Source organism: Streptomyces nitrosporeus (assembly GCF_008704555.1).
Lineage (GTDB): Bacteria > Actinomycetota > Actinomycetes > Streptomycetales > Streptomycetaceae > Streptomyces > Streptomyces nitrosporeus.
The window spans coordinates 3548227-3562357 of the sequence record NZ_CP023702.1 but is presented as its reverse complement, the minus strand read 5'-3'; the positions used below and the strand labels follow the sequence as shown (position 1 = coordinate 3562357).

Sequence of the window (14131 nt, the reverse complement as noted above, 5' to 3'; positions counted from 1 at the left end):
CCCCTCCGCGCCTCATACGTCCCGGCGCCTGACCAGCACCGCCGCCACCGCCAGCGAGGCGCCCGCCCACAGGCACAGGGCCAGCAGAGCCGGCCCGGCGGACGCGGCGCCGGGGATCGGCGTGGCGGAGCCCAGCGCGCCGGCGGCCTGGGTCGGGAAGTACACGAGGGCGCTCTCCACGGCATCGTACGGAAGCATCCCGAGGACCTCGGGCAGGAGCAGGACACCGCCGATGTACGCGCCCACGGCGCCGGGTACGGACCGGAGCGAGGCGCCGAGGCCGAGGGCGGTCAGGCCGAGCAGGGTGATCCCCGCGGAGTTCCCGGCGATCGCCCGCAGGACGCCCGAGTCGGTGAGTGCCGCCGCCTGGTCGGTTCCGGCGAGGAGGGCCTGCGCGGCGAGGAAGGTGACCAGGGCGGTGACGGTCATCCAGACGAACGCGGTCACCGTGAACACCGCCGCCTTGGCCCACAGGACGGGCAGGCGGCGTGGCACGACGGTGAGCGAGGTCCGGATCATGCCGGTCGAGTACTCGCCGGCGGTGACGAGGATGCCGAGGACCGTGACGCAGAGCTGGCCGAGCAGGGTGCCGTAGAGGACGAGGACGACGGTGTCGATATCGGAGTCGCCGCCCCCGGAGGTGTAGGTGCCGCCCATGACCAGGCCGATGCCCAGCACCAGGGAGGCCGCCGTGCCCAGGGTGATCCAGGTGGAGCGCAGGGACCGCAGCTTGTGCCACTCGGAGTGCAGGATGCCCGCGGTGCTGAGCCGGTGGACGGCCGGGGCGGGCGCGGTGAGGGCCGGGGTGGCCGTGGGGGAGGTGCTCATGCGGGCGCTCCGGTCAGGGGCGCGGGGGTGCGGTACTCGACGGATTCCCGGGTGAGGTCCATGAAGGCCTGCTCCAACGAGACGGTCTGCGGTGTGAGTTCGTGCAGCGGGATGGCGTGGGTGGCGGCGACACGGCCGATGCGGGCGGCGTCCGCCCCGTGTACGGCCAGGTGGTCCGGGCCGGCGTCCGGTACCGGGCCGGTCCTCACCCCCGGTCCCGCCAGCAGGGTGCGGAGGGCTTCGGCCCGCGGGGTGACGACCTTGACCCAGGCGCCGCCCGCCTCGCGGATCAGGGCGTCGACGGTGGTGTCGGCGAGGAGCCGGCCGCGGCCGATGACGACGAGGTGGTCGGCGGTGAGAGCCATCTCGCTCATCAGGTGGGACGAGACGAGGACCGTACGCCCCTCCGCGGCGAGGGAGGTGAGCAGACCGCGGATCCAGCGGACGCCCTCGGGGTCCAGCCCGTTCACCGGTTCGTCCAGGACGAGGGTGGCGGGGTCCCCGAGCAGTGCCGCGGCGATGCCCAGGCGCTGGCCCATACCGAGCGAGAAACCCTTGATCCGCCGGTCCGCCACCTCCGTCAGCCCTGCCAGGTCCAGGACGTGCTCGACCCTGCCGCGGGGGATCCGGTGGGTGTGGGCGAGCGCCGTCAGGTGGTGGAACGCGGTGAGTCCCGGATGGACGGAGCGGGCCTCCAGCAGGGCGCCGACCTCGGTCAGCGGGGCGGGATGGGTGGTGTAGTCCCGGCCGCCGATCGTGGACCGGCCGCGGGTCGGGGCGTCCAGCCCGAGCAGCATGCGCATCGTGGTCGACTTGCCGGCCCCGTTGGGGCCGAGGAAGCCGGTGACATGGCCGGGGCGGACCGTGAAGTCGAGTCCCTGGACGACGGTTCTGTCCCCGTACCGTTTGGTGAGTTCGTAGGCCCTGATCATGCGGTCGACGCTACGGAGCGGACGGGCGGTGGTCGTCCGACCCGGGGCGGCAGATGGCGAAGCCCGTAGTACCGGGGTACGACGGGCCCGTGCCGGCGGACAGGAACTCGGTTGCCCGGGTGGTGCCGGGCGGGACACGATCAGGTGCATGGACTACGTGATACGAGCGGTACGGGCCGAGGACTGGAAGAAGGCCAGGGAGATCCGGCTGGAGGCGCTGCAGGACCCGGCGGCCCCGATCGCCTTCCTGGAGACGTACGAGGCCGCGGCGGCCCGCTCCGACGCGTTCTGGCAGGAGCGGACGGCGAACGCCGCGGCGGGTGTCCGCGTGCGGCAGTTCGTCGCGGAGGACCCCGACGGCCGGTGGGCCGGCACGGTGTCGGTGCTGGTGGAGCGGCCGTCGGACGAGGCGGTCTTCGGCGAGCCGGCCGTGGGGGACCAGACGCATGTGGTCGCGGTGTTCGTGCGGTCCGGCCACCGGGGGCGCGGGGTGATCGACGCGCTGCTCCGGGAGGCGGTCGCCTGGTCGTGGTCCCTGGAGGGGCCCCGAGTGGAGCGGGTCCGGCTCCATGTGCACGAGAAGAACGCACGGGCCGCGGCGAGTTACCGGCGGAACGGGTTCCTGCCGTCCGGGCACACGGTCCCGATGGAGGGCGATCCCACGTCCCTGGAACTGGAGCTGGAGATCCGCAGGCAGCCTGCGGACGGCTGAGCACCGGCGCGGCGGGCGGTACGGCGCGTCGGGCGGTACCGGCCGGGTCCGCGGCTCAGAAGCCGCCGGGGCCCCAGGGGCTGTCGGCTCCCTCGGCCCCGCCCGCCCCGCCGGACCTGTCGGAGCCGCTGGGGGCCCCGGGTGCCGTCAGCTGCTCCTGCCACCGTGACCTGGCCTGCTCCTGGGAACGCAGCAGAGCCAGGGTGGGCATCCCGTGGTGTCCCCCGGCGGACAGCAGCCCGGGGAGCTGGGGCAGCGGGGCGACGGCCGCGACGTCTTCCAGGACGAGCGTCATTGGTGGGTCGAGCCGGCCGTCGGGTGACCGTGCGGCCATGCGGCGGCCGTGCTCGACCACGTGCGAGGCGAGCGCGGTGAGCAGAGGCATCGCGCCGGGCCGGTGGCGGGGATCCTCGATGGGTTCACCCACCACATAGAGCGTTCCCCCCTCCGCGGCAAATGATTCCAGCAGAAGGGCGTCGTTGCGGTTCGGCGTGCACGCGTCGCGGATGTGTACCGAGGACAGTGCCGAGAAGGCACGTACCGTCAGTTCCTGTGCCACCTCGCGGCGTTCGGGATAGGCGGTGAGCGCCGACTCCAGGAGCCCGGCGATACCGGACGCGGCCCCGGGGTGGGTGCGGAGCAGCCGTACCGGTTCATGGGCGCTGCCGCCCGAGGCCCAGCGGTGGACCTGGCGGAAGGGGCGCCCGTCCACGGCCGCCGCGTGCAGCCAGCACCGCAGCAGGGTCTGCGCGGTGTCGGCGACGGCGGCGTCCGCACGGGCCCGGGGGCGCACCGGGGCGAGGAGCGCCGCTGCCCGGGAAGTGGCGGTGGCGGGGTCCTCGCAGCCGGCGGTGGGGGACCAGCGGAGGCGGCCCGGGGTGTCGCAGAGGTGCCCGGGGTCGTAGACGAGGACGGGGCCCAGCTTGCTCCTGGAGTCCTTGGTGTCGGCCCAGACCGTCGGATCGGACGTCACCACGAGCACCGGCCCTTCGGCGTCCAGGACGGCCTGGACGGCGGCGGGGCGCCGGTGGGACGCGGTGCCGTAGACGAGGAACGGCGCGCGGGGCGCGGGGACGGCGGGAGGACCGGAGAAGGGGGCCGCGGGCGCCGGGTCCGGTGCGACCGGCCGCCGCATTCCCCGCTCCCGACCGGGCTCGGACGAGGGACTGGGGGAGGGGCCCGGGAAGGATTCGGACGAGGGGCCTGGAAAGGGCTGGGACGAGAGGCCCGGCGAGGACTTCGACAAGTACTCCGGCGAGGGTCCCGGCGCGTGTTCCGGTGCGTGCTCCGTCCGTGGTTCCGGCAGCGGATCGGCGTGGGGACGCCGCGTGGAACCGGCCTCCGGATACGGCCGTGAGCCGCCGGGAGGCCCCGGACGGTGCTCCCGTTCCTCCGCCCCCTCGGCTCTCCGCGCGCGGATCAGGCGCCGGCGGGCCACCACACCGAACACGAAGACGCTCAGCACGGCCAGCACCATCAGCTCACCGATGAACAGCCCCCAGAACAGCCCGTGTCCGGAGAGCTCGGCGGCGGGCGTGTCCGGCCAGGCCGCGGGAAGGTCCCGTGGATCGGCGATCAGCGCGCGCAGGGCCAGCGGTGTCCGGGTGAACGTGACCCCGCCGGGCCAGGAACCGTGGGAGAGCAGCCCGGCCAGCCCGGTGGCCGTCCAGGCCAGCACCGTCGCCCCGGCCAGCAGGCACAGAAGACCGATCAGCATCCCGTCCGGTACGCCGCCGGCCCGGCCGTCGCCGGAGCGTTCCGTACGTGCGGGGGCCTGGCGCGGCATCCGTCAGGCCACCGTCGACTCGGAGGACTCGCTCAGCCTGCGCCGGCGCTCGATCATGGCCGTACGCTCCTCCGCCTCCAGTTCCGCCGCGCGTACGTCGTCGGGCAGCAGGTCGGGCGCGGAGCCCTCGGTCATCGCGCGGTCGGTGAAGACGAGGGGCCGTTCCGCCTCGGTGATCAGGTGTTTCACCACCTGGACGTTGCCGTTGACGTCCCAGACGGCGATGCCCGGGGTCAGCGTCGGGATGATCTCGACCGCCCATCTGGGCAGGCCGATGACCTTGCCGGTGGCCCGGGCCTCGTCGGCCTTCTGGGCATAGATGGTGCGGGTCGAGGCCATTTTCAGGATGGCCGCCGCCTCCTTCGCCGCGGCTCCGTCGACGACGTCGCTGAGGTGGTGGACGACCGCGACGAAGGACAGGCCGAGACGGCGGCCGAACTTCAGCAGCCGCTGGAACAGCTGGGCGACGAAAGGCGAGTTGATGATGTGCCACGCCTCCTCGACCAGGAAGATGCGCTTCTTCCGGTCGGGCCTGATCCAGGTGTGTTCCAGCCACACACCGACGATCGCCATCAGGATCGGCATCGCGATGGAGTTGCGGTCGATGTGCGAGAGGTCGAAGACGATCAGCGGAGCGTCGAGATCGATCCCTATGGTCGTCGGGCCGTCGAACATGCCCCGCAGGTCGCCGTCGACCAGGCGGTCCAGGACCAGGGCGACGTCCAGGCCCCAGGCGCGTACGTCCTCCGTGGCGACGTTCATCGCCTCCGCCGACTCCGGCTCCGGGTGGCGCAGCTGCTCGACGATGTCCATCAGGACGGGCTGACGATCGGTGATCGTCTCGTTGACGTGCGCGTGTGCGACTTTCAGGGCGAATCCGGAACGCTCGTCGAGGCCATGCCCCATGGCGACTTCGATGATCGTACGGAGCAGGGCCAGCTGGCCGGTCGTGGTGATCGACGGATCGAGCGGGTTGAGCCGGATCCCGTCGTTCAGCGCGGCGGTCGGGTCGAGCCGGATGGGGGTTATCCCCAGCTCCTGCGCGATGAGGTTCCACTCGCCGACGCCGTCCTCACCCTGGGCGTCCAGCACGACGACCTGCCGGTCGCGGAAGCGGAGCTGGCGGAGCACGTAGGTCTTCTCCAGCGCGGACTTGCCGTTGCCGGACTCGCCGAGCACCAGCCAGTGCGGGGCGGGCAGCTGCTGGCCGTACAGCTGGAACGGGTCGTAGATGTAGCCCTTCCCGGAGTACACCTCGCGGCCGATGATCACACCGGAGTCGCCGAGGCCGGGGGCGGCGGTCGGCAGATAGACGGCCTGCGCCTGCCCGGTCGACGTACGGACCGGCAAGCGGGTCGTCTCCACCTTCCCGAAGAGGAAGGACGTGAAGGCATCCGACAACGCGGACAGCGGGTCTCGCATGGCGTGACTGCCCTCCCTCTCGGTTCGGTCTCGTTGGTTTCGGTGTGTGCCGCCGGCGGTTCGAGGACCGGGCGGCGGCGGGGGCGGAATCGGGATCGGAACCGGAGTCGGACCCGGTCACGGGGAGCTGGGGACGAGGGACGGTAGCGAGGACGGGGGACGGGAACGGGTTCGGGTACGAGTGCGGATACGGGGTGGCGGGGTGGCGGGGCCGGTCAGCGGCGGATGCCGGTGGCGAACGGCAGGGTGTTCACGAAGGCGCGATGGTGCTCGCGGTCGCACCATTCCAGCTTGAGGTAGGACTTTCCCGCCGAGGCCCGGATGGTCCGCTTGTCACGGGCGAGGGCCTCGGGCGACCGGGACGACACCGTGATGTACCCCACCAGGTTCACTCCGGCCGCTCCGCTCGCCAGATCTTCACCCCGCTGGTCGAGGCGCCCGTGGGCGGCGATGTCCCGGGGGTCGACGGTGCGGTTCATCTTCGCCTGACGGCTCGCCTCCGCCTCGTCGTTGGTCTTCTCCGTCAGCATCCGCTCGATGGCGATCTCGGTGGGTTCCAGGTCCATGCAGACCGCGACGGTACGGATCACGTCCGGGGTGTGGACGAGCAGCGGAGCCAGGAAGTTCACCCCGACCGGGGTCATCGGCCATTCCTTCACCCAGGCCGTGGCATGGCACCAGGGAGCGCGGGTCGTCGACTCACGGGTCTTGGCCTGGAGGAACGTCGGCTCGACCGCGTCCAGTTCGGCGGGCCAGGCGTTGCGCTTGGTCATCGCCTGGATGTGGTCGATGGGATGGTCGGGGTCGTACATGGAGTGGACGAGAGAGGCCAGCCGGCTCTGCCCGAGCGGCTGGCGTACCCGGATGTCCGCCTCGGCGAGGCGTGCGCAGATGTCGGTCAGCTCGCGGGCCATGACGACGGCGAGCCCGGCGTCACGGTCCAGCTTGCGCCCTCCCTGAGGACGGACGGCACGGGCCATGGCGTTGGCCTCGGCGGCCAGCTCGCGGGTGTAGTGCATGCACGCGACGAGATAGGCCCGGTGCTGCTCGCTGGAGGTGGACACCATCGACTGGAGCTGGTCGTAGGACTCCAGCAGCCAGCCGGGCGCGTTGTGGTCGCCGCGCTGGGCGACGTCCTTGGCGTGCGCGTCGGGGTCCGCGGGGAGCGTACGGGCGAGCATCTGGAGGCGTGTCACGAAGCCGTCGCCGTTGGCCACGTGCTTGAGCAGCGTGCCGAACCGGTCGACCAGCGCCTCCTGGTCCTCGCTGTCCCGCAGCCCGACGCCGGGCCCCTCGATCTCGATCGCGGCGGTCACCGTACGCCGGTCGGCGTGCAGCAGCACCGCGATCTCGTCCGGCCCGAACGGTGCGGCCAGCCAGCTGATCCGGCCGATGCCCGGAGGCGGACCGATCTCCACCTCGCGCCCGTCGGCCCGGACACCCGCCTCCATGGCCGCGGAACGATAGGTGGTGCCCCGGCGCAGGGTCCGCTTGAAACTGCGGTTGATCTCGAACCACTTGTAGAACGTACGGCCCTTGTACGGGAAGTACACGACGGCCAGGGCGAGCATCGGGAAACCGACGAGCGTGACGATCCGCAGCGAGAGGACCGGGACGAGGAGCCCGCTCATCATGCCGAGGAACGCCCCGGCGATGATCAGCGCGATCTCACCCGTCTCGCGGTTCTTGCCGACGATCGCGTTCGGCCGGGCGCGGCCGATCAGATACGTACGGCGGGGCGCGATGGTGTGGGACTGGGTCGTCAACGCCCGCCACCTCCTGTGCTCGTGCTACCAGTGCTGCCGGAACCGCCGCCTCGGGAGGGGCGGCTGCTGTGGGGGGTACCGGAGGTGGGCGCCGAACCGCTGCGGGGGCCGGGTGCGGCGGACCCTCCCGTCCCGCGCGAGCTGTGCGCCGCGACCCCGCCGCTGACCGGGTTGGCCGGCCGCGCGCCACCGCCACCGCTGTCACCGCCGCCGCGCCCGCTGTGGGTCTTGATGCCCTGCGAGACGAGAGCGGCGGGCGAGCTGATCAGCGCGGCGGCCTGCGAACCGTCGGTGGCCTGCTTGCGGTTGGTACGGGCGCCCTGGATCTCGTCGCCGAAGCCGGGGACGAAGCGGTAGATCATGGCCGAGGCGAAGATGGCCAGCAGGATGATGGCGAGCCCGGAGACGACGGCGGACATGGCGTTCGGGCCGTCGTCCTCGGCGAGTGCGCCGGCCAGGCCGAGCACGATCACGATGACGGGCTTCACCATGATCACGGCGATCATGATGCCCGCCCAGCGGCGGACGTGGCCCCACATGTTCTTGTCGACCAGCCCGGCGTACACGACCACACCGAGCAGGGCGCCCACGTAGAGGAGGGCGGCCCGGATGACCAGCTCCAGCCACAGGATGCCGGCGGCGAGGACCGAGACCAGCGAGACGACGATCAGCATGATCGGCCCGCCGCCGATGTCGGTGCCCTTCTGCAGCGCCTCGGCGAAGGAACCGAAGAAGACGTCGTTCTGGGTGCCGGTGGCTGTGGCGATGATGTCGGTGACGCCGTCGGTGGCGGACACGACCACGTAGAGGACGAGCGGGGTGAAGGCGGAAGCCAGGACGGTCAGCCAGAGGAAACCGATCGCCTCGGAGATCGCGGTGGTCAGCGGTACGCCGCGGATGGCGCGCTTGGCCACGGCGAACAGCCACAGGACCAGGGTGAGGACGGTGGCCGCCGCGAAGACGATGGCGTACTGCTTGAGGAACGAGAGGTTGGTGAAGTCGACGTCCGCGGTCCCGTCGACCGCCTTGCTGAGCTCCTTGACGGTCCAGGAGGCGGCGTCGGCGCAGCCGCGGGCGAGGGAGGAGAGGGGGTCGAGGGGGTCGTCGGTCACCGAGGGATCGGTACGGCGGGCGTTGCCGGCAGCGCCTTCGCCGTCCTCGCAGTAGTCCTTGGCGAGCCCGACGATGAGGTCACATGGATTGTCACTGGTGCTCGGGGAAGGGGTCGGCGTCGGGGTGGGGCTCGGGGCGGCGTGTGCGGAGGACGGAAGCACGAGCGCTGCGGCGGGGATGCTGCCCAGCAGCGCTGTGACGGACAGCAGAGGACGAAGACTGCGGTCAACGGGCATAGGTAAAGCCTCCGTATCCATTGACCGCACCAGCGATGGCGTCCGCGCTGGAGGCTCGGTTGTCACCGTTGACCGGCGTAGGACCTTCGGACTGGCTCGACGACTCGATCTTCCAGTCGTCGCCGACCCACTTGAGGGTCTGGGTGATGGTGAACCACGTGGCCGTGACCGGCTTGGTGGAGCCTTCGCCGGCCATCCCGACCAGCCCTGTGCACCACACCTCGACAGTGGTGCTGTCTTCTGCTCCGGCTGTCACCTTCGTGCCGACAGGCATGGTTCGTGAAACAAACGTCATACCGTCGGGCGCGCTGCCGTCCTCGTTAAGGCCGATGTTGGCGAGGAACTGCGGCGAGTAGGCCTTCTCCATGTCTACTCGCAGGCCCTGGACAACGGCGGGGTCATGAGTGGCTTGCAGGATCGCGTCGCGCCGTTCCTTGTCGAACATCTCCGCAGACCCCAGCGCCACCGCGTAGTTCGCCGCTGCGCTCTGCGCTCCCTGCTCGTCATGGGCGAAGCCCGACGGGATCGCGCCGTTCTTGCCCCGCACCGGATCGGTCCCCGTGGCCGCGGTGGCCCCCGGGGCGGCGGCGGCCGGTTTCTCGGCGTTGCCGCCCCCGCCCGAGGCCGTGTCGTCCCCGCCGCCCAGGTTCGCGAACGCGATGGCCGCGACGAGCAGGACCACGATGCCCACCGCCATCACCAGTGACCGTGAGCCGCGTGCCGGACGGTGGCCGTAACCGGCGCCGTCGTCACCGCCGGGAAGGCGTGTACGTGTCTGGCGTGTGCCGCCGATGGTGCTGTACGCGTCTTCCGTACGGCCGCCCGGTTCGCTTCCGTAGCCGCGCTCGTCGCCCTGACTCATGCCGCGTACGCTCCCTCAGCCGTGTGCAGTGCCGCGTGGTACGACGGTAGCGGTGCTGGTTGCCGCGCAGGCGCGGAGTGGTGACTCGACATCAGGGGACGCAACCTCTGCCGGTGGGCACGACGGACGTATGGAGTGGTGGCGGGCGGGGGACGGGTGGGTCACGGCGGCCGGCGCGGGGTCAGACCGCCATGCCGTACACGATGGTGAACAGAGTGCCCAGTGAGCCGATGATGAAGACGCCGGTCAGGCCCGCGACGATCAGGCCCTTGCCTTGCTCCGCGCTGAACGTGTCGCGCAGGGCCGTCGCCCCGATGCGCTGCTTCGCCGCTCCCCAGATGGCGATGCCGAGGCAGAGCAGGATGGCCACCGCCATCACCACCTCGATCATGATGCGCGCCTCGTTGCCCAGGGTCCCGAACGGCCCCCAGTTCGGGGCGATTCCGCCGATGATGGTGGTGATGTCGCCCTTTTCAGCTGCCAGGATCATGTAAGTCACCGCCCCTGTTGGGTAGTTCGCCGCCCGCGCCGTGCGACACGGGTCGCTCTCTATCTTCGCTGATGAAACCGGTATCGCACGACGTCTTCCGGGTCTCTTTACCCGGATCTCGCACGTTTGACCGGTCCCACCGCTCTGACCTGCGGTGTGTGCCGAGATCCGCGTGCATACACGTGGTCACTCTGTGTATCACGCGGTGTGACGGCTAGCAACGACGGTGGCCATGGGTTCCGGGTGCGATCGCAGCGTTCGAAGGGGGACGGGCATTCGGACGCGCTGTTCGAAAGCGGTGAGTGCGCCGGTGGCTCCGTTCGATGGGCCGTCAGGTACCGGCAACGGGAGGGTGCTTCCGCGCGGCTGCCGCCGCTCAGAGAACCGTCCGTGGCGGTTCCGGTGAGCGGTCCGGGAGAGTCCAGTGCGAGGGTGGCCGAAAATCGCACCAGGTTCCGTCGAACGGGAAGGCCCCCGCCTCCGCGAGGCGGGCCACGGCGGCGCCCTCGGCCCGGATGGCCGTGGCCTCTTCGGCCGACCAGTAGGAGGGGTGACCGGTCTTCTCCTCGAACGACCGCTCGTCCTTCCACTTCCAGCCGCGGTCCGGTGCCACCTCGATGTCGAGTTCGTGGTCGATCACGTCGATCTCCCCGCCGTGGTGGACACGGCGCTCCAGGTTCACGTACCAGCCCCGGAACCGGTGCCCCCGCAGCCTCCCCCTCCGTCCGAAGAACCAGAAGACCGCGTACCCCGCCCCGGCCGGCTGGTGGATGAGGGCACTGCCCAGGGGCCAGCGGCCGGCCACCGCCGGGTAACCGCCGGCCGGGCGTTCCCGCGGCGGTATGTCCCTGAGGTGTGCGCCTTGGGGGAGTTCCGTACGCCACATCGGTGTCCCGGTCTCCAGCCACACCAGCTGGCCGCCGTCGGTGCGTTCGACGAGGCGTACGGGGACGGAGGAGCTGAGGTGGCCGCCGATGAAGAGGTTCCAGTGCAGGATCTCGCCGGAGGGGCCGGAGGCGGGCCTCCGGCCGGGCCGGCCGGTCACGGGCCGAGCCGGTCGAGTTCGTCCGCGGTGAGCCGGAGGGCCCCCGCGGCGATGTTCTCCACCAGGTGCTCGGGGCTGCCCGTGCCGGGGATGGCGAGCAGGTGCGGTCCCTGCTGGAGCGTCCAGGCGAGACGTACCTGGGCGGGTGTCGCGGCATGGGTGCGGGCGATGGCACGCACGGTGTCGCTCTCGGCGACGGTGGCGCCCGACTCCTTCCCGGCGCCGGCGATGGCGAAGAAGGGGACGAAGGCGATGCCCTGTTCGCCGCACAGCCGCAGCAGGGCGCCGTCCTCGGGCGGTGAGCCGATGCCGTACATGTTCTGTACGCAGACCACGGGAGCGATCTCCCGTGCCTCGGCCAGCTGTTCCGCAGTGGTGTTGGAGATGCCGAGGTGCCGGATGAGCCCGGCTTCCCGGAGTTCCGAGAGAGCGCCGAAGTGCTCGGCGACGGACGCGGCCGTGCCGCTGCGCGCGATGCGGAGGTTCACCACGTCCAGGTGGTCGCGGCCCAGCTGGCGCAGGTTCTCCTCCACCTGGCCGCGCAGTTGGTCCGGCCGGCCCCAGACCCACTCCCCGGAGGGGTCGCGGCCCGGTCCGACCTTGGTGGTGATCACCAGGTCGTCGCCGTACGGGGCCAGGGCGCTGTTGATGAGTTCGTTGGCCGAGCGCAGGGGCGAGAAGTAGAACGCGGCGGTGTCGATGTGGTTCACACCGAGTTCGACCGCGCGGCGCAGCACGGTGAGCGACCGTGCTCTGTCGCTGGAAGGTCCGTGTGTGAAGGCCGGACCGCTCTGCGTCAGGCGCATCGCGCCGAGGCCGATCCGGTTGACCGTCAGGTCTCCGAGTTTCCAGGTGCCGGCTGCGGACGCGTCGACCGGCCCGGGGGAAGAGGTCATCGCCGGATTCTCTCACCGCGCGGTGTCCACGTCCGGTGGTGGTTCGTGTGCCCGCACGTCCCCGAGGGGGGCGTCCCGAGCAGGGGCGTACCGGGCACACCGGGCGGGTCAGGCGGGTTCGGCGAAGTGGTCGAACTCCCCGGCCCGGACCCCCTGGGTGAAGGCGTCCCACTTGGCGCGGGTGGTGGTGACGACGGTGGCCGGGTCGCCGGTCTCCCGGAGGTGGACGGACTCACCCGGTCCGAACGCGATCTCGATCCAGGGGCCGGGCCCTTCCGCGCCCTCGGGGGCGGCACGGGTCCAGACGAGGCCGGCGGGGAGGTCAGTCACGGCCGCGGCCGTCCTTGAGCGCGCCGACGAGGGCGGCCCAGGCGGCGGGCGCCGCCCGCAGGACGGTGCCCCGGGGGTCTGCGCTCTCGGTCAGCCGGACGGGCGCTCCGTGACCGGCGGCCACGTGTATGCAGGACTCGCCCTGCCCGCAGTACGAGGACTTCTGCCACCGGACCGGCTCCATGTCGGGCTCCTTCACAGTTCGCCTGCCAGTTCCGCGATGAGGTCCCGGGACTCGGCGGGTGTCATCGCCCGTGCCTCCATCCGCGCCAGCAGCAGGCGGTAGGTCTCCAGTTCCCGTTCCGAGTCCACGATCGCCGGCCCGTGCGACTGGTCCAGGGAGACGGTGTCGAGCTGGGGAGCGGTCCCGCGCAGGTACAGGACGGTCTGTCCGGAGCCGGGATACGCGCCGATCCGGAAGGGGATCACCTGGATGGTGATGTGCTCCCGTTCGCCCTGTTCCAGCAGGTGGGCCAGCTGGGCCCGTGCGACCCGGCGTCCGCCGACGGGAACGCGCAGGGCCGCCTCGTGGATGATCGCCTGGTACGCCGGCGGCTCGGGCCGGTCGAGGACCGCCTGCCGCTGCAACCGGTGGCTGACCCGGTGCTCGATCTCCGTACGGGAGAACGCGGGTACGACCTGGCGGAACAGTTCGCGGGCGTGGTCCGTCGTCTGCAGCAGACCGGGCATATGGGCCGTGTTGGCCGAACGCAGGGCCACGGCATGGTGTTCGAGCTCGGCGATGTGCAGCAGCGGTGCGGGCAGCACGTCGCGGTAGGTCTCCCACCAGCCGCCCTTGCGCTCACCGGCCAGGTCCAGCAGCCCCGCGATGTAGGCGGCCTCCGAGCAGCTGTAGTGCCGGGCCATGGCCCGGAGGCGTTCCGAACTGACCCCGAAGCGGCTGGCCTCGATGTTGCTGAGCTGGGCCTGGCTGACCCCGAGCAGCCGTGCGCTCTCGGTCGCCGTGAGACCGGCCTTCTCGCGGAGCCGCCGCAGTTCGGTCCCGAGGCGCTGACGGCGTGCGCTCTGTGTGCTCTGTGTGCTCCTGGGAGTCATGCGTCAACCCTCCCTGTCACGAACCGCGCGGCGCTGTCACTCACACGAGTGCTTACTGTGGCTGATTGCCGATGCGGCAAATACTTCATGTCACGAGCCGCTACGTTGAGTGCAGGCCACCCGCCCGGAAGTACCCCGCTCGACGGAGCGACCTGGTCACCGGACAACGCACGGCACCCCCTCAACCATCCTCCGTGAACGGAGACTTCCATGCCCCCTGCCACCGTATCGCCACCCTGGGCCTACACCCTGCACCTTCCGCGAGATCCCCGCGCACCGGGCGTGGCCCGCTCCACCCTGCGTACGGTCCTGCGGACCCACGGCATGGCCGGGCTCGTGGAAACCGCTGAACTGCTGGCCAGTGAACTGGTCACCAACGCCTATCTGCATTCCAAGGGCGCGTACTCGCTCCGGCTGCGGGGAGCGGGACGGCAGCGTGTCAGGGTCGGCGTCCAGGACAGCGATCCGCACATCCCCGCCCCCTTCAGCTGGAACGCCGAGGCGCCCACGCTCATGGCGGAGAGCGGCCGGGGCCTCTATCTCGTCACGCTCTGGGCGGAGAGCTGGGGCGCGTATCCGATGGACAACGGGCTGCCGGGGCAGGGCGGGAAGCTGCTCTGGGTCGAATGCGCGGCTGAGTCCGACCCCTGTGAGCCG

Annotated in this window: 14 protein-coding genes and 1 pseudogene; 2 read left to right on the top strand and 13 right to left on the bottom strand. The window is 71.3% G+C overall.

The genetic code is table 11. The features are described 5' to 3' along the window. Nucleotides 1–12: 12 nt before the first annotated feature. Together CP967_RS15835 and CP967_RS15830 are read right to left on the bottom strand one after the other, a co-directional pair. A complete protein-coding gene (locus tag CP967_RS15835; protein ID WP_150488608.1) occupies nucleotides 13–828 on the bottom strand; it encodes an ABC transporter permease in 816 nt (271 codons plus the stop codon). Then, nucleotides 825–1760, bottom strand: a complete 936-nt coding sequence (locus CP967_RS15830; RefSeq protein ID WP_150488607.1) for an ATP-binding cassette domain-containing protein — start codon at nucleotides 1758–1760, stop codon at nucleotides 825–827. The genes CP967_RS15835 and CP967_RS15830 overlap by 4 nt, the downstream gene beginning before the upstream one ends. Before the next feature lie 148 nt (nucleotides 1761–1908). Here CP967_RS15830 and CP967_RS15825 point away from each other — a divergent pair, with 148 nt between their 5' ends. Beyond that, nucleotides 1909–2472, top strand: a complete 564-nt coding sequence (locus CP967_RS15825) for a GNAT family N-acetyltransferase (RefSeq protein WP_150488606.1) — start codon at nucleotides 1909–1911, stop codon at nucleotides 2470–2472. A 55-nt stretch (nucleotides 2473–2527) separates the two neighbouring features. Here CP967_RS15825 and CP967_RS15820 read toward each other — a convergent pair whose 3' ends face one another. From CP967_RS15820 to CP967_RS15770, 11 genes are all read right to left on the bottom strand, one after another. Continuing rightward, on the bottom strand, nucleotides 2528–4258 hold the full coding sequence (locus tag CP967_RS15820) for a type VI secretion protein (protein ID WP_229888454.1): 1731 nt from the start codon (nucleotides 4256–4258) through the stop codon (nucleotides 2528–2530). 3 nt (nucleotides 4259–4261) lie between these two features. Further along, nucleotides 4262–5680: an ATP-binding protein gene (locus CP967_RS15815; protein ID WP_150488605.1), complete on the bottom strand. Its 1419-nt coding sequence runs from the start codon at nucleotides 5678–5680 to the stop codon at nucleotides 4262–4264. Between the two features lie 215 nt (nucleotides 5681–5895). Beyond that, on the bottom strand, nucleotides 5896–7446 hold the full coding sequence (locus CP967_RS15810) for an SCO6880 family protein (protein ID WP_150488604.1): 1551 nt from the start codon (nucleotides 7444–7446) through the stop codon (nucleotides 5896–5898). Further along, on the bottom strand, nucleotides 7443–8795 hold the full coding sequence (locus CP967_RS15805) for a hypothetical protein (protein ID WP_150488603.1): 1353 nt from the start codon (nucleotides 8793–8795) through the stop codon (nucleotides 7443–7445). The genes CP967_RS15810 and CP967_RS15805 overlap by 4 nt, the downstream gene beginning before the upstream one ends. Beyond that, nucleotides 8785–9657, bottom strand: coding sequence for a hypothetical protein (locus CP967_RS15800; protein ID WP_150488602.1), 873 nt, complete (start codon nucleotides 9655–9657; stop codon nucleotides 8785–8787). The genes CP967_RS15805 and CP967_RS15800 overlap by 11 nt, the downstream gene beginning before the upstream one ends. 181 nt (nucleotides 9658–9838) lie before the next feature. Further along, the gene (locus CP967_RS15795; protein ID WP_014047394.1) at nucleotides 9839–10147 is read right to left on the bottom strand and encodes a hypothetical protein; all 309 of its coding nucleotides are present in this window, start codon (nucleotides 10145–10147) and stop codon (nucleotides 9839–9841) included. 376 nt (nucleotides 10148–10523) lie between these two features. Next, entirely contained in the window at nucleotides 10524–11192 is a 669-nt protein-coding gene (locus CP967_RS15790) for a ribonuclease FAU-1 family protein (RefSeq protein ID WP_150488601.1), read from the bottom strand. Continuing rightward, complete coding sequence (locus CP967_RS15785) at nucleotides 11189–12088, bottom strand: oxidoreductase (protein ID WP_150488600.1); 900 nt, start codon at nucleotides 12086–12088, stop codon at nucleotides 11189–11191. The genes CP967_RS15790 and CP967_RS15785 overlap by 4 nt, the downstream gene beginning before the upstream one ends. A gap of 108 nt (nucleotides 12089–12196) precedes the next feature. Next, entirely contained in the window at nucleotides 12197–12418 is a 222-nt protein-coding gene (locus CP967_RS15780) for a DUF397 domain-containing protein (RefSeq protein WP_150488599.1), read from the bottom strand. After that, nucleotides 12411–12602 carry a DUF397 domain-containing protein gene (locus CP967_RS15775; RefSeq protein ID WP_150488598.1) on the bottom strand — a complete coding sequence of 64 codons (192 nt, stop codon included), beginning with the start codon at nucleotides 12600–12602 and terminating at the stop codon, nucleotides 12411–12413. The genes CP967_RS15780 and CP967_RS15775 overlap by 8 nt, the downstream gene beginning before the upstream one ends. A gap of 11 nt (nucleotides 12603–12613) precedes the next feature. Continuing rightward, nucleotides 12614–13474, bottom strand: a complete 861-nt coding sequence (locus CP967_RS15770) for a helix-turn-helix domain-containing protein (protein ID WP_150488597.1) — start codon at nucleotides 13472–13474, stop codon at nucleotides 12614–12616. Between the two features lie 210 nt (nucleotides 13475–13684). On the opposite strand from CP967_RS15770, the pseudogene CP967_RS15765 reads away from it, so the two are divergent. Continuing rightward, a pseudogene (locus tag CP967_RS15765) lies at nucleotides 13685–14119 on the top strand (ATP-binding protein); the annotation flags it as partial. Between the last annotated feature and the right edge of the window lie 12 nt (nucleotides 14120–14131).